The sequence below is a fragment of the Nocardioides sp. R-C-SC26 genome (genome assembly GCF_021246465.1).
Classification (GTDB): Bacteria; Actinomycetota; Actinomycetes; order Propionibacteriales; family Nocardioidaceae; genus Nocardioides.
This window is the reverse complement of the sequence record NZ_JAHRHK010000002.1, coordinates 119,630-140,733: the sequence shown is the minus strand read 5'-3', so window position 1 is coordinate 140,733 and position 21,104 is coordinate 119,630. Positions and strand designations below refer to the sequence as shown.

The following is a 21,104-nucleotide window of genomic DNA, read 5'->3' as shown; positions in this document are numbered from 1 at the left end:
GTCGACAGGGACAGCCGCACCTCGTGGCCGGGACGAGCATCCGAGTGCGCGGGGCCGACGCGGACGGCGAGGTAGCGTCGGAAGCGTGAGCACTTCGGGCGAGGGCGCAGCGGACGGGTTCCGCATCGAGCACGACTCGATGGGCGAGGTGGAGGTGCCGGTCGCGGCCCTGTGGCGAGCCCAGACCCAGCGCGCGGTGGAGAACTTCCCGATCAGCGGGACGCCGATCGAACCGCGGCTCATCCACGCGCTCGGGCACGTGAAGGCCGCCGCGGCCGCGGCGAACGGCGAGCTCGGAGCGCTGGACGACGACCAGGCCCAGGCCATCGTCGCCGCCGCCGATGCGGTGGCGTCGGGCGAGCACGACGACCAGTTCCCGGTCGACGTCTTCCAGACCGGATCAGGCACCAGCTCGAACATGAACGCCAACGAGGTGATCGCCTCGCTGGCGGCCGATTCGGGCGTGACCGTGCACCCCAACGACCACGTGAACGCGAGCCAGTCGAGCAACGACACCTTCCCGACGGCGATCCACGTCGCAGCCGCGCTCGCGGTCGGCGGCGACCTGACGCCGTCGCTCGCGGTCCTCGCCGACGCTCTCGAGGCCAAGGCCGTCGAGTTCGCCGACGTCGTCAAGGCCGGCCGCACCCACCTGATGGACGCCACCCCGGTGATGCTCGGACAGGAGTTCGGAGGCTACGCGGCGACCGTCCGCTACGGCATCGAGCGACTCGACGCCGTCCTGCCGCGGGTGCGCGAGCTGCCGCTCGGCGGCACAGCAGTGGGCACCGGCATCAACACCCCGGCCGGGTTCGCCGAGCGAGCGATCGCGGAGTTGGGCCGACGCACCGGCGAGCCGTTCACCGAGGCCCGCAACCACTTCGAGGCCCAGGCGACGCGGGACTCCCTCGTCGAGCTGTCCGGCGTGCTGCGCACGATCGCCGTGGGGCTCGCCAAGATCTGCAACGACCTGCGCTGGGCCTCCTCTGGCCCCACCACCGGACTGGCCGAGATCCACCTCCCCGACCTCCAGCCGGGGTCGAGCATCATGCCCGGCAAGGTCAACCCGGTGCTGCCGGAGGCGACCCTGATGGTGTGCTTCCAGGTGATCGGCAACGACGCCGCCGTGACAGCGGCCGGGGCGAGCGGCGCCTTCGAGCTGAACGTCGCCATGCCCGTGATGGCGCGCAACGTGCTCGAGTCGATCCGGCTGCTCTCGACCTCCACGCAGATGCTGGCCGAGCGCTGCATCACCGGCATCACCGCGGACGTCGAGCGGATGCGGCACTACGCCGAGTCGTCGCCCTCGGTGGTCACCCCGCTCAACCGTCACCTCGGCTACGAGGCGGCCGCAGCGATCGCCAAGCACGCTCTCGCGCAGGGGTGCACGATCCGCGAGGCCGTGGTCGATCTCGGCTACGTCGAGCGCGGCGAGCTCAGCGAGGCCGACCTCGATGCCGCCCTCGACGTCGACGCGATGACGCGACCTCCCGCGTAGCCGTCGCCCGCCCCGACCCCGATCAGCACGCGAGTCGACGCGCCACGACGCTCTGGCCACTACGTTCGTGACATGGCGAACGTGATCGTGGTCGGCAGCGGGCCCAACGGCCTCGCCGCCGCGCTGACCCTGGCCCGCGCAGGCGCCGACGTCACCGTGCTGGAGGCGCAGGACGAGATCGGCGGTGGTACGAAGACCTCCCAACCGTTCGGCGACGGCATCCTCGTCGACCACTGCGCGGCCATCCATCCCATGGCCGTGCGTTCGCCGGCGCTCGCGGGTCTCGAACTCCACGGCCTGCGGTGGGCGTGGCCCGACGTGGACGCCGCTCATCCCCTCGACGACGGCCCCGCGGCGCTGCTTCATCGCTCGGTGGAGCAGACCGCCGCGGGCCTCGCGGCTGACGGTCGGCGATGGCGGCGGCTGTTCGACGGACCGTCGCGCTCCTACGATCGCCTCGCCGCGGATGTGCTCGGCCCGGTCCTGCACCTGCCTCGGCATCCGCTCCTACTGGGACGGTTCGGCGCCCCGACCCTGCTGCCCGCCACCACGCTCTCCCGGGCGTTTCGCACCGAGCGGGCCCGGGCGCTCTTCCTCGGCACGGCCGCGCACGCGATGCGACCGCTCACCGAGATGGTCTCCTCCGCCATCGGCGTCGGCATCCTGACCGCGGGCCACCACGACGGGTGGCCGGTCGCCGTCGGCGGTACCCGTGCGATCAGCGACGCGATGACGGCGGCGCTGCGCGGACTCGGTGGTCGCATCGAGACCGGCGTCACGATCACCTCGCTCGACCAGGTCGAACACGCCGACGCCGTCCTGCTCAACCTCTCGCCGCGTGCGGCCCTCGAGCTGTGCGGTGACCGTCTGCCGGCAGGGACTCGACGCTCCTACGGCCGCTACCGGTTCGGGCCGGCCGCGTTCAAGGTCGACTTCGCAGTCGAGGGCGGCATCCCGTGGCGTGACGAGGGAGTCGGAGCCGCTGGCACGGTACATCTCTCCGGCGGAGCCGAGGAGATCATCGCCAACGAGCGAGCCGTCGCGTCGGGCCGACTGCCGGAACGTCCCTTCGTGCTGCTGGGCCAGCAGTACCTGGCGGATCCTTCTCGGTCACGGGGCGACGTACACCCGATCTACGCCTACGCCCACGTTCCCGCCGGATACGCCGGGGACGCCACGGCTGCGATCGTCGCTCAGATCGAGCGCTTCGCCCCAGGCTTCCGCGAGCGGATCGTGGACCAGCATGTGACCAGCCCTGCGCGCTTCGCGGCGGCCAACGCCAACTACGTGTCCGGCGACATCCTCACCGGCTCGAAGACGCCCGGCGCGCTCGTGCTCGGACCGCGCCCGGGCCGCAATCCCTACCGAACCGGCGCGCGGAAGGTCTACTTGTGCTCAGCCGCTGCGCCGCCCGGGCCGGGAGCCCACGGCATGGTCGGGTTCCGTGCCGCCGAGCTCGCGATCCGCGACCTGCGACTGGGCTGATCCGGCGGGGCGGAGGCCTCACCGCTCGCCGCGGTCAGTACCAGCCGTTGCTCTGGCTGTGCGACCACGCGCCGCACGGGCTGCCGTAGCGGTCGGCGATGTAGCCCAGGCCCCAGCGGATCTGCGTGACGGGGTTGGTCTGCCAGTCAGCGCCGGCCGAGGCCATCTTCGAGCCCGGCAGCGCCTGCGGGATGCCATAGGCACTCGACGTCGGGTTGGCCGCGCGGGGGTTCCAGTTGGACTCGCGGATGTAGAGCGAGTCCAGGCAGGAGAACTGGTCGAGCGAGAAGCCGAACTCGCCGAGCAGGGCGCGAGCGATGTCGCGCGGATCGGCGTCGCTGAGGTTCTCCTCGCCCGTGACCGCCGGGCCCGACGGCGCGGAGAGCGCGGCCGCCTTCAGCGGGTCGACGTCGTCGCGGCGATCGGCCGAGCGGGACACCGTCTGGTCGCGGGCGACATCGGAGACCGCCAGCAACGCGGCCTGCGCCGCGTCGAGGCCGCCGGGGGTGGCCGACGTCATCGACCCGGCGGCCGCCGAGCTCGGGGCCGCGGAGGTGAGCAGGCCCGTGGTGATCGTCCCGCCCGTCGCGGCGACCGCCACGGAGGAGACCACGACCGTGGCACGCAGTGCGGCCGGCGCCTGACCGATCACGCCTGCCACGCGCGAGGGCCGCGGCGAGCGCGCGGCACGATGGCGCGGCGGCACGGCACGGTGACGCGGGGCGGGCTTCGACAAGAGGGAATCCAGAAGTCGTAGGTGATCGCCGGAAGGCAACAGCATGGGGAACCGGACGACGTCAGTGGCGGCCAGTGCGCGACCCACCATGCCTCGTGCGGCAGGGCCGTGCAAACCGAACGGCGAAACTCGTGGGACTTCCGGGGCTTCTGCGCGCCTCGTGCGTCACACAAGGCACATCGAACACGCAGGTCACACCGTCGGCGTGGCGCCGGACGACCAGCTGATCGCCCGACGCCACGCCGCGTGCGGCTAGAGCGTGACGTTCTCCAGCATCTCGGTGACCAGGGCTGCGATGGGCGAACGCTCCGAGCGAGTCAGGGTGACGTGCGCGAAGAGCGGGTGCCCCTTCAGCTTCTCGACCACCGCCACGACGCCGTCGTGACGACCGACCCGCAGGTTGTCGCGCTGGGCGACGTCGTGGGTCAGGACGACCTTGGAGTTGGCACCGATACGGCTCAGCACCGTCAAGAGCACGTTGCGCTCCAGCGACTGCGCCTCGTCCACGATCACGAAGGAGTCATGCAGCGAGCGGCCGCGGATGTGGGTCAGCGGCAGCACCTCCAGCATGCCGCGGGCCAGCACCTCCTCGATCACCTCGCGCGAGGTGATCGCACCGAGGGTGTCGAACACGGCCTGCGCCCAGGGCGACATCTTCTCGTTCTCCGAGCCCGGCAGGTAGCCGAGCTCCTGGCCGCCGACGGCGAACAGCGGCCGGAAGACGACCACCTTCTTGTGTGCGTTGCGTTCCAAAGCCATCTCCAGGCCGGCGCACAGCGCCATGGCCGACTTGCCCGTGCCGGCTCGCCCGCCGAGGGAGACGATGCCGACCTCGGGGTCGAGGAGCATCTCCAGCGCGATCCGCTGCTCGGCGCTGCGGCCGTGGATGCCGAACGCCTCGCGGTCGCCGCGCACCAGGTGCACCTGCTTGTCCGCACCGACCCGGGCCAGCGCCGTCCCCCGGTCGGAGAGAAGCACCAGACCGGTATGGCAGGGCAACTCGCGCGCGGGCTGCAGGTCGAGCGTGCCGTCGTCGTAGAGCTCGTCGAGGTCGGCCGACGTCACCTCGAGCTCGGCCATGCCCGTGTAGCCGGTGTCTGAGTCGCTGATCGCCTCGGCCCGGTACTCCTCGGCGTCCAGACCGACGGCCGAGGCCTTGATCCGCAGCGGCAGATCCTTGGAGACCAACGTGACCTGGTGGCCCTCGTCGGCCAGGTTCTTGGCGACGGCGAGGATGCGGGTGTCGTTGTCGCCCAGCCGGAACCCCGACGGCAACGCCGCGGGGTCGGTGTGGTTCAGCTCGACCCGCACCGTGCCGCCGACGTCACCGATCGCGACGGGCTCGTCCAGTCGGCCGTGGATGACGCGGAGCTCGTCGAGCATGCGCAGCGCCGTTCGCGCGAAGTAGCCGAGTTCGGGGTGATGCCGCTTCCCCTCGAGCTCGGTGATCACGACGACCGGCAGCACCACCTCGTGCTCGGCGAAGCGCTTGAGCGCTCCCGGATCGGCCAGCAGGACGCTGGTGTCGAGCACATAGGTGCGCGTGTCCGCGCGGTGGGACTTCTTCGTCCCCGCGGACTTGCCGGAGGACTTCGGAGAGGGCTTCTCCGATGACGTGCGCTGGGTCCGGACGGCGGCGTCGGCCACGACTACCCCTTCACGATGGCCGCACGCGCACTCCCGCCGGCCCTCAGTCTGCGCAGATGGACCGGGAGTGAGCCCGTGCGCCGGAGTGCCGACGCCCTCCTGACGACGCGCGGTCGCGGGCGGGCGCCCGTCGACCGGTGTCGACATTCGGTTCGTGAGTGATCACGATCGGGCCTCCAGGTAGGACGAGCTTCCCCACTCGTCCGTGCTCGCGAACGTACGCCTGCGACCCGACCCGTCCAGGGCGACACGCGGCAACGTCATGTGAAGTTCACGTGACGCGGATCGACCGGGTCAGGTGCCGTAGCGACGTTCGCGCTGCGCGTACGCGCGGATCGCGCGCAGGAAGTCCACGCGCCGGAAATCGGGCCAGTAGGCCTCGCAGAAGTAGAACTCCGAGCGCGCGCTCTGCCAGAGCAGGAACCCCCCGAGCCGCTGCTCACCGGAGGTACGGATCACCAGGTCGGGGTCGGGCTGGCCCTTGGTGTAGAGGTGCTCGCCGATGTGCTCGACGTCGAGCACCTGCGCCAGCTCCTCCAACGAGGTGCCCAGGGCGGCGTGCCCGTGCAGCAGCGAGCGGACGGCACCGGCGATCTCGCGGCGCCCGCCGTAGCCGACCGCCACGTTGACGACCATGCCCTCGACGTCGGCCGTCGCGTCGGCGGCGAGCTTGAGGCGGCGCGCCGTCTCGTCGGGCAGGAGGTCGAGGGCGCCGACGAGGTGCAGCCGCCATCGCCGTTGAACGGCGAGCGCGTCGACGGCGTCGGTGATGATGCCGAGCAACGGCTCCAGCTCGGCCGCCGAGCGGTTGAGGTTGTCGGTGCTGAGCAGCCAGAGCGTGACCACCTCGATCCCGACCTCGTCGCACCAGCCCAGCAGCGGCTCGATGTTCGCCGCTCCGGCACGGTGACCGCTGGCGGAGTCCTGCCCGACCGCTTTGGCCCAGCGACGATTGCCGTCGAGCATGACGCCGACGTGACGCGGGAGACTGTCGGGCATCCGACGCAGCATCCGGGCCTCGTAGGCCGGGTACAGCACTCGCCGCACGCCACGCTTCCAGTCCGCCACCGAGCCAGCGTACGGGAGGCGCGCCTCTGGACGCCGGATATCCTTGCGCCATGAACCAGGCATTCCAGCACGCCGGCGATGCCGCTCACGCGGCGCTCGACGCGCTCGGCGACAAGCTCGCGGAGGTCAAGCCGAAGCTGCGTGGCTGGCTGCATCTGGGGATCACCCCGCTGACCCTGGCCGCCGGCATCGTGCTGGTCTGTCTCTCCCCCACGGCGGGCACGCGGATCGGCTCGGCGCTGTTCGCCGCGACCGCGTTGCTGCTCTTCGGCGTCTCGGCGATCTATCACACCGGCACGTGGTCGCCCCGAGCCTGGGCGTTCCTACGCCGTTTCGACCACGCGAACATCTTCCTGCTCATCGCGGGCTCCTACACGCCGTTCAGCATCATCCTGCTCGAGGGCACCGCTCGCGTCGTGCTGCTGTCGGCGGTCTGGGGCGGGGCGATCCTCGGCGTCGCATTCCGCATCTTCTGGACCAGCGCGCCGCGCTGGCTCTACGTGCCGATCTACATCGCGCTCGGCTGGGCGGCGGTCTTCTTCATCCCGGCCTTCTACGACGGTGCGGTGAGCCTGGGCCTCGGCGTCGGCATCGCGATCTTCGTCCTGATCGTCACCGGCGGGGCGCTCTACACCTTCGGCGGCGTCGTCTACGGATTCAAGCGGCCCAACCCCTGGCCGCGGTGGTTCGGCTTCCACGAGGTCTTCCACACCTTCACGATCCTGGCCTTCGTCAGCCACTACGTGGGCGTCTCGCTGGCGACGTACTCCTTGCGCTGAGGGGGCGCCCGGGCGCGGTCGTCGAGCCTGTCGCCCGGTCGTCGAGCTTGCCGAGACGCGGCGAGGGGTGTCGACAAGCTCGACCACCGGGTGGTGCCGCGTCGCTCAACGCTTGGGCAGCGTGGAGCCCCGCCCGTGCAGCAGCGACATGATCTTGACCAACTGCTGGTCGGCCTTCTCGGTGCGATCGAAGGTGGTCAGCGCCATCATCGGCTTGAACCGCTGGCGCGCGGTCGCCTTGGCGTAGGTGAACTCACGGAGGCCGTCGGCACCGTGGATACGACCGAAGCCCGACTCCCCCACGCCGCCGAAGGGCAGCGAGGGGATCGCGGCGAAGGTGATGACGCCGTTGATCGCGGTCATCCCGCAGCGCAGCTGCGCGGCGATCTCCTGCGCGTTCTTCTTGGCGAACACCGTCGAGCCGAGCGCGTAGCGGCTGGCGTTGGTGCGCTCGATCGCCTCGGCCATGGAGGCCACCTTGGTGACGGTGACGGTCGGACCGAAGGTCTCCTCGGTGACCGCCAGCGAATCCTCGGGCACGTCGACGAGCACCGTCGGCTGCACGTACCGCTCACCCACCGCGTCCGCACCACCGACGACGGCGCGCCCACCACGGGCCAGTGCGTCGTCGATGTGGGTGCGGATGACGTCGAGCTGCGCGGGCATCGTGATCGGGCCGATCTTGGTGTCCTCGGAGTCCTCGGCCCGGAGGTCGCGGGCCTTGGCGGTGAGCTGGGCGAGGAAGTCGTCGTAGACCCGCTCGTGCACGTAGACGCGCTCGACGCCCGCACAGGTCTGGCCGGCGTTGGCGCACGCGCCCCACAGCGTGGCGTCCGCGGCAGCGGCGAGATCGGCGTCGTCATCGATGATCACCGCGTCCTTGCCGCCTGCCTCGATGACGACCGGCGTCAGGCTCTCGGCGCAGGCAGCCATCACGCGCTTGCCGGTGGCGGTGGAGCCGGTGAAGGCGAGCTTGTCGACGCCGGCGCGGCACAGCGCGGCACCGGTCTCGCCGTAGCCGGTGACCACCGAGAGCACCGGGCGCCCGACGGCCTCCAGGAACATCCGCGCCATCCACTCGCCGACACCGGGGGTGTACTCGGAGGGCTTGAAGACGACGGCGTTGCCGGCGGCGAGCGCGTAGGAGATCGAGCCGAGCGGGGTGAAGACCGGGTAGTTCCACGGCCCGATCACGCCAACGACACCGAGCGGTCGGTACTCCAGGTGCGCGGCCTGGTTCGCCATCAACAGCCCCGAGGCGACGCGACGACGCTTGAGGTGCTTGCCGGCGTTGCCGGATGCCCAGGCGAGATGGTCGATACCCAGGGCGATCTCGAGCAGCGCGTCGCCGCGCGGCTTGCCGGTCTCGGCGTGCATCAGCTCGGCGAGCTGGTTGATCCGCCGCGTCATCACCGCCTTCCAGGTGCGCAGGTGCTTGGCGCGCTCGTCGAAGGTCAGTGCGCCCCACCACTCCGCCTCGACGCGGGCACGCTCGACGGCCGACGCGACGTCGTCGGCGGTGTGCACGGGATGCGTGCCCACGACATCGCCGCTGATCGGGCTCAGCGACTCGAAGGTCACGGGCGGGCTGGACGCCTCGGTGGCAGTGACGGCGGTCGTGGTCATCGGGTGCTCCTGATCAAGTCGGCGGCCTTCTCGGCGATCATGATGGTGGGGGCGTTGGTGTTGCCGCGGACGACCGTCGGCATGACCGAAGCATCCACCACCCGCAGGCCCGCGACACCGCGTACCCGCAGCTCGGGATCGACGACGGCATCCTCGCCGGTCCCCATCGCGCACGTGGACGTCGGGTGGAACGTCGTCTGGGTCTGGGTGCGCACGAACTCCTCCAGGTCGCCGTCCGACGGCGACTCCGGGCGCTCCCAGGGGCGGTCGATCAGGCGCGCCAGCGGGCCTGCCTCGGCGATCTCGGTGATGCGCCGGCAGCCGGCGACCATCGCGTCGAGGTCGGCTTGGTCGTCGTAGTAGGCGGCGTCGATCGCCGGGTGCCACGTCGGATCGGCCGAGCGCAGTCGCACCGAGCCGCGGCTGCGGATCTCGACCAGCGTCGCGAGCACCGAGGTCATCCGCGTCTGCGGCTCGTGCCAGCCGTCGCCGTGGATGCCGGTCGGCAGGGCGTGGGCCTGCATGTCGGGGGCCGAAAGCCCCTCCCGGGTGCGCCAGAAGCCGCCGGTCTCGGCGACGTTGGAGGTGAGCGGCCCGCTCTTGCGCGCCTTCCAGCGCACCAGGTTGGCGAGGTTGTTGAAGTCGGCCAGATCGGTGGTGTCACGGGTGTGCCAGATCATCGGCACGAAGGGGTGGTCCTGCAGGTTCGAGCCGACGCCGGCGAGGTCGACGCGCGCGGTGATGCCGTGCTCGGCGAGGTGGGCGGCCGGCCCGATGCCCGAGAGCATCAGCAACTGCGGTGAGTTGATGGCGCCCCCGCTGAGCACCACCTCGCGCCGCGCCTGCACGATCTGCTCCCGACCACCTCGGCGGACGACAACCCCGCTCGCGCGCTCGCCGTCCAGCTCGACGCGTGCGGCGAGGGCCCCCGTGAGGATGGTCAGGTTGTCGCGGCCCTGCACGGGCTTCAGGAACGCGTGGTACGTCGACCAGCGGACGCCGCCTCGGCACGTCACCTGGTAGGGGCCGACGCCATCCATCTCGGCACCGTTGAAGTCGTCGTTGCGCTTCATCCCGGCGCTGACGGCACTCTCCACGAACGCCGACGTCAGCTCGTGGGTGTAGCGACGGTCCTCGACGGTGAGTGGACCGTCGGTGCCGTGGAACGGCGCCCCGAGCCGGCTGTTGGCCTCGGAGCGACGGAAGTACGGGAGAACGTCGTCGTAGCCCCAGCCCGTGGCCCCGAACGCGTCCCGCCAGCCGTCGTAGTCGACCCGGTGCCCGCGGATGTAGATCATCGCGTTCATCGCCGAACACCCGCCGAGCGCCTTCATCCGCGGCCAGCTCGTCCGACGACCGTGCAGTTGCTTCTGCTCGGTCGTCCAGTAGTTCCAGTCCCACTTGGTGCGCAGCAGCGCGGGGAACGCCGCCGGGATCGCCACCTCGTCGATGTCGGGCGCCCCTCCCGCCTCGATCAGCGCCACACTGAGGCGGGGGTCCTCGCTGAGCCGGGCCGCGAGCACGGCCCCCGCGCTCCCGGCGCCGACGATCACATAGTCGTAGGTGTCCTGCGTCACACCGCGACGCTACCCGCGACGCGACGTCACGGCTACGCCGTCACGCACTCTCGCCCATGACACTCCCTCGATCAGGCCAGACGCGCGAGCTCCTCCTCGACCAGTGCGGTGTCGAGTTTGACGAAGATGGGCGTCGGCTTGTCGACCGTCGCGCCGACCTGCACGGGACGGCGCGCCCACGCCGGCATCTCGCTGTAGTCGCCGGTGATGATCGGGTACGGCGCGCCACCGTCGAGGTCCTCGACCTCCTCGATCCGCGGCATCGGCGCGACCTGGCCACTGCCGCCGAGGGCGGCGTCGACCAGGTTGGCCGAGAACGGCAGGAAGGGCGACAGCACGACGTTGAGGTCCGCGACGCACTGCGCCATGACGTGCAGCACCGTGGCCAGACGCTCGCGCTCGGCGTCGCCGTCGGACTTGGCGAGCTTCCACGGCTCCAGGTCGGAGACGTACCTGTTCACCTCGGCGACGCCGCGCATGGCCTCGCCGATCGCCTGCTTCTGGCGATGACGACCGATGAGGTCGCCGACGGTGCCGAACGTGGCCTCGACGGCGTCCAGCACCGCACGATCGACGTCGGTGAGCTCGCCCGCTGCCGGGATCTCGCCGAAGTTCTTGTGGATCAGCGTCGCCGTGCGGTTGACCAGATTGCCCCAACCGGCCACCAGCTCGTCGTTGGTGCGACGGACGAACTCCGACCACGTGAAGTCGGAGTCCTGGTTCTCCGGGCCGGCCGCCGCGACGAAGTAGCGGAACGCGTCGGGCTGGTAACGGCTCAGCAGGTCGCGCACGTAGATGACGACCTTCTTCGACGAGGAGAACTTCTTGCCCTCCATCGTCAGGAACTCCGAGCTGACCACCTCGGTCGGCAGGTTGAGCACGCCGTACTCGCGCGGCTCGCCCCCCTTGGATCCGCGTCCGGAGTAGGCGAGCAGCTCCGCCGGCCAGATCTGGGAGTGGAAGGTGATGTTGTCCTTGCCCATGAAGTAGTACGAGAGCGCTTGGTTCTGCGCGCCGTCCGCGGTGTTCCACCAGCGACGCCAAGCCTCGGGGTCGCCCGAGCGACGCGCCCACTCGATCGAGGCCGACAGGTAGCCGATGACGGCGTCGAACCAGACGTAGAGCTTCTTGGTGGGGTTCTCGCGCCAACCGTCGAGCGGCACCGCGATACCCCAGTCGATGTCGCGCGTCATGGCGCGCGGGCGGATCTCCTCCAGGATGTTCTGGCTGAACCGGATGACGTTGGGCCGCCACAGCCCGGTCGCCTCGCGCTCGTCGAGCCAGGCCGTCAGCGCCTCGGCGAGCGCCGGCAGGTCGAGGAAGAAGTGCTGGGTCTCGATGAACTCCGGCGTCTCCCCGTTGATCCGTGAGACGGGGTCGATCAGGTCGGCCGGGTCGAGCTGGTTGCCGCAGGTGTCGCACTGGTCGCCACGAGCACCGCCGGCCCCACAGATCGGACAGGTGCCTTCGATGTAGCGGTCTGGCAGCGTGCGTCCCGTCGACGGCGAGATCGCACCCTTCGTCGTCTGCTCGACGAAGTAGCCGTTCTCGTAGACCCCGAGGAACAGCTCCTGGACGACGGCGTGGTGGTTGCGCGTCGTCGTCCGGGTGTAGAGGTCGTAGCTCAGCCCCAGGGCGCAGAGGTCCTCGGCGATGATCCGGTGGTTCTGGTCGGCGAGCTGCTGCGGCGTCATGCCGGCCTCGTCGGCCGCGATCAGGATCGGCGTCCCGTGCTCGTCGGAGCCCGACACCATGAGCACCTCGTGTCCTGCCATCCGCATGTACCGGCTGAACACGTCGGAGGGCACGCCGAAACCGGCCACGTGGCCGATGTGGCGCGGGCCGTTGGCGTACGGCCAGGCGACGGCGGACAGGACATGCGTCATAGGGACGATCCTATTGACGCCCGCGACCGCGGTCCGCCCCGGTGGTCGAGCTTGTCGAGACCCGCATCTCGGCAAGCTCGATGACCGAACGCCGGTGGTCGAGCCTGTCGAGACCCGTCAGCACGCACAGGCGACCGCCTCGACCTCGATTCCACATCCCCACCGTCGCTGCCCGTCGACCGCGCCTCTTGGTCGGCGACCGTGCAGGATGCCTTTCACCTACATGCTGCAGTGCCGTGACGGCTCGTTCTACGTCGGCAGTACCTACAACCTCGGCCGACGCCTGGAGGAACACGCAGCCGGAGCCGGCTCCGCCTACACGCGCTGTCGACTGCCGGTGCGTCTGGTCTGGCACGAGGAGTACATGCGGATCGCCGACGCCTTCGCTCGCGAGAAGCAGATCCAAGGCTGGGGCCGCGCCAAACGGATCGCACTGATCGAAGGGCGTTATGGCGACCTCCCTGACCTGGCGCCATCTCGACAAGCTCGATGACCGAACCCCGGTGGTCGAGCCTGCCGAGCCCGACCCGCCATCTCGACAAGCTCGATGACCGGTGCGACGGGTCGATGACCGAGCGGTTGGTCGAGCATGTCGAGACCGGGCGATGCGGCGACAGGTCAGCGCAGCGGGCCGCCGCCGGGCTCGACCGCCTCGAGGATCTCGACGTCGTCGCCGAGCCGAAGCCGGTGCACGCGCTGCGGGTCGTCGGGGATCAGGTTGACGCCGAACCAGGTCGCGCCGTCCCAGCGTCGCATCCGTGCGAGCGAGGCGATCGGCTCCCTCTCACGCACCGCGGTCTCGGGATCGACGGTGGTCATCACACAGCGTGCGCAGCCCTTGACGGCCCTGAAGACGACGTCGCCGATACGCAGCCGTCGCCAGTCGTCCTCGGCCCAGGCCGTCGCGCCGGTGACGACGACGTTGGGGCGGAAGCGGGTCATCGGCAGCGGCTCGCGTGGGTGCGCCGACGCCCCCAGCACGACGTCGTTGAGCGCAGCCAGCGACTCCTCCGTGGCGAGGAGCAGCGGATAGCCGTCGGCGAAGGAGACCCGGTCGCCGACTCGGGAGTACGTCGGGTTGGTCGGCCGACGGCGCGGGTCGTCGAGCCAGACGAGTCGTGCCGGGCGCCCGAGGACGGCGGTGAGCCAGCCGTCCGCGTCGGGGGCCGGGGCTGCGGTGAGACGGGAACGCCACAGGCCCACGGGCTCCTGGCGGTGCGCGTCCGGCGGCGCGACGTCGAGTCCGGTGACGCCGGGAGCGGTGAGACGCAGACCGCCGTCCTCGCGTGCCTGCGCGCCCACGAGCAGCAGGCTGTTCACCTCCCGCGCGGTGATCGCCAGCTGTCCGGGGTTCTCGGGATCGACGACCATCCACCGGCGATCGCCGGCCAGGCCCCAGGGCTCGACGTCGACGGCGTCCAGGGACTCGCCCCGCCCGGACTTGAGCGGGTAGCGGTGAAGCTCGACGAGCCGCCCCATCAACTCGCCTCGACGACCGGACCGACGGGCCTGGAGGCGCTCACGCCGGGGGCGTAGCCCGGCCGGGCGACTCCCTCGACCACGACGATGGCGCGACCGACCATGGCGGCGTCCACGAGGAGCTGCGGACCGTACTGGCCCTCCACGACCTGGTCGTCGACGAACCAGACGTAGGCACGCTTGGCGGGCTCCACCGACCAGCCTCCGGGCTGCGCCGTCAGGGTCTGCCCGACCTGCGGTGTCCCGAGGATGCGCGGGGACACCCGTCGTTCCAACGCTCCGCGGCCGACCGGGCGCGGCACGGCGACCCGCGCCTTCGCGGGACGATAGCCGGGAGCGCGCAGGGTCAGCCGCACGTGGATGCGACGTCCGGCGAGCTCAGGTCCGATCCGTAGCCGGGGTCCCGAGGCGTCGCGGATCCGACGATCCCCGGCGAACCACTGGTAGCGGGCGCGGACTCGCGGCTCCCACACGCCGGGGTCCGCGACGACGATCTCGCCCACCCGCGCGCTGCCGATGATCCGGGGTGCGCGACGGCGGTCGATCACGCCGAGATCCACCCGGCGCGCAGCACGCATCGTCGCTGTCGCGGCCTGGTACCCGATTCTCGAGGCGTCGACTCGGACGTCGACCCGCTTGCGCAGCATCGACGGCGTGAGTTCCAGGCGCGAGCCGGTCGCTCCCTTGATCGGGCGACCGTCGAGGAGCCACTGATAGGAGAGCGCGACGTCTCCCGGGCTCCAGGTGCCCCCGGAGGCGTTGAGCACCTCCCCCACCCGCGGCGTTCCGCTGACGCTCGGCGAACGGACGGCGCGCACCCGCTCGTCGGCGAAGTGGATGAACCCGGTCGGCCAGGCGGCCTCGCCTCGCGTCAGCGTCCGCCAGCGGAAGTCCCCGTTGTAGATGTCCTCGGAGATCGTGATCGTGTTGGCGGTGACGCGCTCGACGTAGGCGACATGGCCGTTCTCGCCCCAGCCACCGCGGAAGGCGTCCCACCAGGCGACGGCGCCCACCATCGGCGTGCCGTCGGTGATGCCGGCCATCTCATGGCCCCAGCGGTTCGCGTCGCCGCTTCCGCTCCATGGCCTGGAGTTCGGGCGACCCGCCTGGATCATCCGGTACGCCGCATAGGCCGTGCAGTTGTGGCCGAGCGCCATGTTCCAGTAGTAGCGGTTGTTGACCGCCCCGTAGCCGGAGTCGCTGAGCCCCTGAGCACGGCAGCCGGAGTAGCCCACGCAGTGCGTCGTCGCGCCACTCGCAGACGACGTCGGGACGAGCAGCAGGGCGGCCGCCAGGACCAGTGAGATCACCGTCGCCAGACCGGTCGCCCGAGCTCGAGAAGACGCGACCCGGTACACCCGGTGATTATCGCCGACGTCGCGGCGAGCGTCAGGAGAAGTCGAGATCCCCGCTCCGGGTGCGCTTGAGCTCGTAGAAGTAGGGGAACTTCGACACGGCGACGCAGCCGTCCCACAACGTCCCCGCTTCCTCGCCCCGCGGGATCTTGGAGAGCACGGGCCCGAAGAACGCCGACCCGTCGAAGGAGATCGTCGGCGTGCCGACGTCGTCGCCGACCTGATCCATGCCTTCGTGGTGGCTCGCGGCGACCGCGTCGTCCAGGGAGGAGTCGTCCATGGCATCCACGAGGTCCGCCTCGAGACCTGCCTCGGCCAGAGCCTCCGCGATCAGCGCCCGCCCGCCGTCGCCCTCCTCGTGGAGCTTGCGACCACCGGGGTGGATGCGCTCCCCCAGCGCCGTGTAGAGCGGCAGCAGGACCTCGCGACCGTGCCGCTGCTCGGCAGCGATGCACACGCGCACGGGTCCCCAGGCGGGAGCGAGGATCTTCCGGTACTCGTCGGGGAGGTCGCGGTCCTTGTTCAGGTACCCCAGGCTCATCACGTGCCAGGTCACCTCGATGTCGCGCACCTGCTCGACCTCGAGAATCCAGCGGGAGGTGATCCACGCGAACGGGCAGAGCGGGTCGAACCAGAAGTCGGCGGTCCCAGAACCTGGTGTCTGCGTCATGGCATCGATTCAACCACCGCGACCTACTACTTGACGGTGGCGACCTTCGCCGTGCGCGACGCCTCGACGGCATCGGTGCCGCGGTACTCGAACTGCACGCGGCGCTGGCCCGTGCTCAGCCCGTCCAGCCGCAGTCGCACCAGACCGTTCTCCAGGCGACCGCGAACCACGTGCTTGCCCACGGTCATCACGACCAGGCCCTTGGGCTGGACACCCGCGGCGACCACGCGCACCACGGCCTTGACGCCACCCCGGATCGGCGTCAGCTTCGCGATCCGGATCAGCGAGCCGGTGGTGGTGCGCCCGAAGTCGAAGGTGCGCTCGAGCGAGCGGTAGTGCTGCTTGGTGGCCGTGATCCGCAGCCCCAGCCGATGTCCGACGTCGGCGGGCGTGGGCTGGTACCTCGCGGCACCGGCACCCTCGATCACGACACCGTCGCGCAGCCACTCGAACGTCGCCTGGGCATCCGCGGGCGCGAACGCTCCCCGCACGGCGGACAACGTCGATCCGAAACGGTTGCGTCCCTCGATCGCGATCGGAGTCGCCACCTCGATCACGCCCGCCAGCACCGGACCGACACTCATCGGCGAGTCGACCGTGGCTCGCTCGTAGCCGTTGCGACGCGCCACCTGAGTGACCCGGATCGTGCGACCGACCAGCGCAGGAGTCAGTTCGAGCGAGGCGCCGTTGGCACCTTGGATGACCCGGCCGTCGGCCAGCCACCGGATGCCGGTCGTGGTCGGCTGGGGGGAGAACGACGCGGGATCGACACGCAGGACCTGGCCGACCATGCCCTCGCCCTCCAGGGTCGGCGCACCGCCGACATCGATGAGCCCCGGTGCGACCGCGACGGTCGACGCCGTCAGCGCGGTGCCGTTGGCGTACCCGGTCTTGCGAGCGGTCACCCGCACGCTGATCGCCTTGCCGACGTGCGAGGGCCCGGGCGTGAAGGTCGCCGCGGTGGCACCCGGAACGGCGACGCCGTCGGCCAACCACGAGTAGGCGTAGGCGCCGGAGGGCTTCCAGGCCCCCGAGGTCGCCGTGAGGGTGGACCCCACCTGCGGTGTGCCGCTCACCGCAGGCGGGGACGTGTTGGTGACCGCCTGGTCGACGAAGTGGATGAATCCGGTGGGCCATCCGCGTCCGTCGTTGACGATCGTGCGCCAGTGGAAGTCGCCGCTCCAGCTGTCCTCGGAGATCACGATCTCGGTCGGAGAGACGACACGCTCGACGTAGGCGACGTGTCCGCTCGACCCGGCACCGGACACACCGCGGTCCCACCAGGCGATCGCGCCGACGGCGGGAACCTTGTCGGTGATCCGCGACATCGCGTATCCCCAGTTGTAGGCCATGCCCGAGCCGCTCCACGGCCGCTCGGCCGACATGCCGGCCTGGATCATGCGGTAGGCGGCGTAGTTCGTGCAGTTGTGGCCGGAGTACATCCGCCAGTACATCTGGCCGCTCCGGGCGGCGTAGCCCGAACTCGGATAGCCGGCCTTGGCGCATCCCTCGTACCCGGTGCACAGGTAGGTCGAGGAGGCCTGGGCGGACGGCGCGCTGTCCGGCACGAACGAGGGGACGGCGAGGGGCACCAGCGCTGCGATGAGCAGCACGGGCAGCAGTCGTCGGAACCGGTTCAGGCCAGGCACGGGGAACACTGTCAAGCACATCGGGTGCGTTTCGCAACAATTTCCCCATAACTCACATCAGTAACATTTTCTCGCATTCGCGTAATTACACGCGTGTCGTTTCGCTCGACAGCGACGATCGACGGAAGAACTCCCGTACCCGAAGGTCGCGCAGCCGGCGTCGCCCCCGAGGCCCTCTCTCCCGGCTGACCTGCGGGAATGACAGGATGCCGACCATGCCCGGAACCAACCTGACCCGCGACGAAGCGGCCACCCGCGCCGCCCTGCTCGATGTGTCCACCTACGACGTGTCGCTCGACCTCACCACCGGTGATCGCACGTTCGCCTCGACCACCGAACTCCGCTTCACCTGCGGAGAACCCGGCGCGTCGACCTTCGCCGACCTGGTCGCCGAGACCGTCCACGAGATCACGCTCAACGGCGTCACGCTCGACCCGGCGACCTACGCCGACTCCCGCATCCCGCTGCCCGACCTCCAAGCCGACAACGTCCTGGTCGTCCGCGCGGATTGCCGCTACTCCAACTCCGGGGAGGGCCTGCACCGCTTCGTCGACCCCGTCGACGATCGCGTCTACCTCTACTCCCAGTTCGAGGTGCCCGACGCCCGCCGGGTGTTCGCCACCTTCGAGCAGCCCGACCTCAAGGGCACCTTCACCTTCCACGTCACCGCGCCCGACCACTGGGTCGTGGTCTCGAACGCACCGACGCCCGAGCCCACGGCGTCCGAGCGCGACGGCGTCGCGGTGTGGCACTTCCCCGCGACGAAGCCGATGTCGACCTACATCACCGCGATCGTGGCCGGCGAGTACCACGGCGTCTTCGACACCTACGAAGGTCCTTACGGCACCATTCCGCTCGGCCACTACTGCCGCCAGTCGCTCGTCGAGCACCTGGACCGTGAGGAGCTGGTGCGCATCACCCGTCAGGCCTTCGCGTTCTTCGAGACCCAGTTCCAGATGGCGTACCCGTTCGAGAAGTACGACCAGCTGTACGTGCCCGAGTACAACATGGGCGCCATGGAGAACGCGGGCTGCGTGACGCTGCGCGACGAGTACCTCCCCCGCTCGCGTCAGCCGCGCTCCTTCTACGAGTTCCGCTGCTCGGTGATCACCCACGAGATGGCGCACATGTGGTTCGGCGACCTGGTGACGATGCGCTGGTGGGACGACCTCTGGCTCAACGAATCGTTCGCCGAGTGGGCCTGCTACTGGTGCGAGGCCGAGGCCACGGACTTCACCGACGCCTGGACCGGCTTCGCCAACGCCCGCAAGCAGACCGGCTACCGCGCAGACCAGCTGCCGAGCACCCACCCGATCGCAGCGGACAACCACGACCTCGAGGCCGTCGAGGTGAACTTCGACATGATCACCTACGCCAAGGGCGCCTCGGTGCTCAAGCAGCTGGTGGCCTGGGTCGGGCTCGAGCCCTTCCTCGAGGGCCTGCGCGCCTACTTCCGCGACTTCGCCTACGGCAACTCCGAGTTCGACGACCTGCTGACCGCCCTGGAACGATCCTCGGGCCGCGAGCTGCGCGGCTGGGCCGCCGAATGGTTGCAGACCGCAGGGGTCAACACGCTCTCCCCCGAATTCACTCTCGCCGACGACGGCACGTACGCCTCGCTCGCCGTTCGCCAGACCGCTCACCCGGACTGGCCGACGCTGCGCCGCCACCGTCTCGGCATCGGTCTCTACGACTGGGTGGAGGAGCAGGGCGCGCGCCGGCTCGTGCGCCGGGAGTATCTCGAGGTGGACGTCGACGGCGAGCGCACCGAGGTCGCCGAGGCGGTCGGGCTGCGTCAGCCCGACCTGCTGCTGCTCAACGACCAGGACCTCGCCTACGCCAAGGTCCGGCTCGACGACCGGTCGCTGCAGACCGCGATCGCCGGCCTCTCCGCGATGCCCGACTCGCTGGCGCGCGCGATCATCTGGGGCGCCACCTGGGACATGACCCGCGACGGCGAGCTCGCGACATCCGACTTCGTCGACCTGGTGCTGGGCAACATCGGCTCGGAGACCGACGCCTGGGGCGTCACCCGCATCCCCGACTCCACGGCCCTGGCGGTGAACTACTACACGCCGCCCGAGCACCGCGCCGAGATCAAGGACCGTTGGGAGCGCGGACTACGGCGACTGCTCGACAGCGCCGAGCCGGGCAGCGACCACCAGCTGACCTTCGTGCGCGCTCTAGCGGCCGCCACCCGCTCCGACGCCGGGCTCGACGACCTCGAGGCGATCCTCGACGGAACGCTCACCTTCGAGGGGCTCGACGTCGACACCGACCTGCGGTGGTCGCTGCTGACCGGCCTCGCCGCAGCCGGGCGCGCCGACGAGGCACGCATCGAGGCGATGCTCGCCGAGGACTCGACGATCTCCGGCAAGGAGAAGGCCGCCGCTGCGCGCGCCGTGCGACCTGACGTCGCGGCGAAGGAGGCAGCCTGGACCGCGGCCCTCTCCCCCGACACCCCGAACGAGACCGCCCGCAGCATCGCCGTCGCCTTCAACGTCGCCGACCAGGGTGCCGTGCTCGAACCGTTCGTGGAGCGCTACCTGGACGCCGTCGGGTCGGCGTGGGAGAGCCTCGGCGCCCACAAGGCCGCCGTCGCACTGCAGGGGTTGTTCCCACGCGCGCTCACCTCGCCCGAGCTGGCCGCGCGCATCGATGCGTGGCTGGAGACGGCGTCGGCGAATCCGGGCGCCGTCCGCTACGTGCGCGAAGGACGTGCCGAGATCGGCCGCGCGCTCCACGCCCAGGAGTGTGCTCCGCGCTGAGCGCCCCCCGGTGGTCGAGGAGCCCGAGCGCCAGCGAGGGCCTCGAAAACCCCACCAGCCGGCGTCGGCGTTCGACCCATCCGGTCTCGAGACGGTCGCAGGGCGACCTCCTCGACCACCGAAGCGAACCGGTGATCGAGGCTCAGCCCGTCTTGGCGGTGGCGCGAGCGTGCTCGGCGAGGTGCTGGATGCCTCGCCGCAGACCGCCGGTGAGGTCGCCTTCGCCGAAGGAGCGCGTCATCGTCTCGATCGCGAGCTCGACCTGGACGTCGTCGAGGGTGCGGCGGACGAACCCGCCGGTGACGACCTCGAGCGAGCGGCGCCCGGGGTCGACCATGATCAGGATGCTGCGCGAAGGCGCCACCAGCGTGTTGTGCAGGCTCGTCGCGAATGCGCGCGCGTCCTCGCCGTCGGCGTGGCCGACGAACACCGAGAACTCCGCGCGGGAGAGCTGCTCGGCCTTGCGGATCGTCTCGTCCAGCGACGCCCGGTCGGCGCCGGAGAGCACGTCACCAGCGGCCACTGGCTCCGCCTGCCTGCGAGTCGTCGCCGTCGGGAGCCGCCAACTCACCGGCTGCCTTGCGCGGGCCTCCGAGCCACTGGCTCTCGGTCGCCGCACCACCGGGGGCGATCGACTCACCGCGCACGAGCGAGGGCAGGTAGCACAGCAGGGCGATGACCAGAGCGCTCAACAGCGGGATGCCGAGCAGCACCAACAGCGCGTGGAGCGGCTCGACGGTGTCGTTGACCGGCCACCCCTCGGGGACGTCGGCGGCGGCGGAGCCGGCACCGAGCACGGACGAGACGGCGAGACCAGCGCAGACGGAGACGGTGATCGCGAGGCGACGGGCGACGGGCGTATTCACGCGGCCAGGATATCG

17 protein-coding genes are annotated in these 21,104 nt (G+C 70.5%); 5 read left to right on the top strand and 12 right to left on the bottom strand.

Annotated features, from left to right (window positions below):
- Positions 1-85 precede the first annotated feature (85 nt).
- Together KSO97_RS02340 and KSO97_RS02335 are read left to right on the top strand one after the other, a co-directional pair.
- Positions 86-1,498, top strand: a complete 1,413-nt coding sequence (locus KSO97_RS02340; RefSeq protein ID WP_308188245.1) for a class II fumarate hydratase — start codon at positions 86-88, stop codon at positions 1,496-1,498.
- Between the two features lie 72 nt (positions 1,499-1,570).
- Positions 1,571-2,983: an NAD(P)/FAD-dependent oxidoreductase gene (locus tag KSO97_RS02335; protein WP_269781865.1), complete on the top strand. Its 1,413-nt coding sequence runs from the start codon at positions 1,571-1,573 to the stop codon at positions 2,981-2,983.
- A 34-nt stretch (positions 2,984-3,017) separates the two neighbouring features.
- On the opposite strand, the gene KSO97_RS02330 is transcribed toward KSO97_RS02335, so the two are convergent.
- The 3 genes from KSO97_RS02330 to KSO97_RS02320 form a co-directional block, all read right to left on the bottom strand.
- Positions 3,018-3,719, bottom strand: a complete 702-nt coding sequence (locus KSO97_RS02330; protein WP_232676267.1) for a lytic transglycosylase domain-containing protein — start codon at positions 3,717-3,719, stop codon at positions 3,018-3,020.
- A gap of 252 nt (positions 3,720-3,971) precedes the next feature.
- The gene (locus tag KSO97_RS02325) at positions 3,972-5,252 is read right to left on the bottom strand and encodes a PhoH family protein (RefSeq protein ID WP_232676488.1); all 1,281 of its coding nucleotides are present in this window, start codon (positions 5,250-5,252) and stop codon (positions 3,972-3,974) included.
- A gap of 408 nt (positions 5,253-5,660) precedes the next feature.
- Entirely contained in the window at positions 5,661-6,434 is a 774-nt protein-coding gene (locus KSO97_RS02320; RefSeq protein ID WP_232676266.1) for an isoprenyl transferase, read from the bottom strand.
- A 50-nt stretch (positions 6,435-6,484) separates the two neighbouring features.
- Here KSO97_RS02320 and KSO97_RS02315 point away from each other — a divergent pair, with 50 nt between their 5' ends.
- Positions 6,485-7,213, top strand: coding sequence for a hemolysin III family protein (locus KSO97_RS02315; RefSeq protein WP_232676265.1), 729 nt, complete (start codon positions 6,485-6,487; stop codon positions 7,211-7,213).
- 105 nt (positions 7,214-7,318) lie between these two features.
- On the opposite strand, the gene KSO97_RS02310 is transcribed toward KSO97_RS02315, so the two are convergent.
- The 3 genes from KSO97_RS02310 to metG all read right to left on the bottom strand — a co-directional run bounded on the left by KSO97_RS02310 (position 7,319) and on the right by metG (position 12,302).
- The gene (locus tag KSO97_RS02310; protein WP_232676264.1) at positions 7,319-8,839 is read right to left on the bottom strand and encodes an aldehyde dehydrogenase family protein; all 1,521 of its coding nucleotides are present in this window, start codon (positions 8,837-8,839) and stop codon (positions 7,319-7,321) included.
- Complete coding sequence (locus KSO97_RS18130; RefSeq protein ID WP_232676263.1) at positions 8,836-10,416, bottom strand: GMC family oxidoreductase; 1,581 nt, start codon at positions 10,414-10,416, stop codon at positions 8,836-8,838. Before KSO97_RS18130 ends, KSO97_RS02310 begins: the two co-directional genes overlap by 4 nt.
- A gap of 71 nt (positions 10,417-10,487) precedes the next feature.
- On the bottom strand, positions 10,488-12,302 hold the full coding sequence (metG, locus tag KSO97_RS02300; RefSeq protein ID WP_232676262.1) for a methionine--tRNA ligase: 1,815 nt from the start codon (positions 12,300-12,302) through the stop codon (positions 10,488-10,490).
- Positions 12,303-12,510: 208 nt separating this feature from the next.
- On the opposite strand from metG, the gene KSO97_RS02295 reads away from it, so the two are divergent.
- A complete protein-coding gene (locus KSO97_RS02295) occupies positions 12,511-12,795 on the top strand; it encodes a GIY-YIG nuclease family protein (protein WP_232676261.1) in 285 nt (94 codons plus the stop codon).
- Positions 12,796-12,920: 125 nt separating this feature from the next.
- Here KSO97_RS02295 and KSO97_RS02290 read toward each other — a convergent pair whose 3' ends face one another.
- From KSO97_RS02290 to KSO97_RS02275, 4 genes are all read right to left on the bottom strand, one after another.
- Positions 12,921-13,781, bottom strand: coding sequence for an MOSC domain-containing protein (locus KSO97_RS02290; protein WP_232676260.1), 861 nt, complete (start codon positions 13,779-13,781; stop codon positions 12,921-12,923).
- Positions 13,781-15,091 (bottom strand): CHAP domain-containing protein, encoded by a 1,311-nt coding sequence (locus tag KSO97_RS02285; protein ID WP_232676259.1) that lies wholly within the window; start codon positions 15,089-15,091, stop codon positions 13,781-13,783. Before KSO97_RS02285 ends, KSO97_RS02290 begins: the two co-directional genes overlap by 1 nt.
- A gap of 79 nt (positions 15,092-15,170) precedes the next feature.
- Positions 15,171-15,806, bottom strand: a complete 636-nt coding sequence (locus KSO97_RS02280; protein ID WP_232676258.1) for a disulfide bond formation protein DsbA — start codon at positions 15,804-15,806, stop codon at positions 15,171-15,173.
- Between the two features lie 26 nt (positions 15,807-15,832).
- A complete protein-coding gene (locus tag KSO97_RS02275; protein ID WP_232676257.1) occupies positions 15,833-17,455 on the bottom strand; it encodes a CHAP domain-containing protein in 1,623 nt (540 codons plus the stop codon).
- 215 nt (positions 17,456-17,670) lie between these two features.
- Here KSO97_RS02275 and pepN point away from each other — a divergent pair, with 215 nt between their 5' ends.
- Positions 17,671-20,223, top strand: coding sequence for an aminopeptidase N (pepN, locus tag KSO97_RS02270; protein ID WP_232676256.1), 2,553 nt, complete (start codon positions 17,671-17,673; stop codon positions 20,221-20,223).
- Positions 20,224-20,365: 142 nt separating this feature from the next.
- On the opposite strand, the gene KSO97_RS02265 is transcribed toward pepN, so the two are convergent.
- Positions 20,366-20,746: a DUF5130 family protein gene (locus tag KSO97_RS02265; RefSeq protein WP_232676255.1), complete on the bottom strand. Its 381-nt coding sequence runs from the start codon at positions 20,744-20,746 to the stop codon at positions 20,366-20,368.
- Positions 20,733-21,089, bottom strand: a complete 357-nt coding sequence (locus KSO97_RS02260; protein WP_232676254.1) for a hypothetical protein — start codon at positions 21,087-21,089, stop codon at positions 20,733-20,735. Before KSO97_RS02260 ends, KSO97_RS02265 begins: the two co-directional genes overlap by 14 nt.
- Positions 21,090-21,104: the final 15 nt, after the last annotated feature.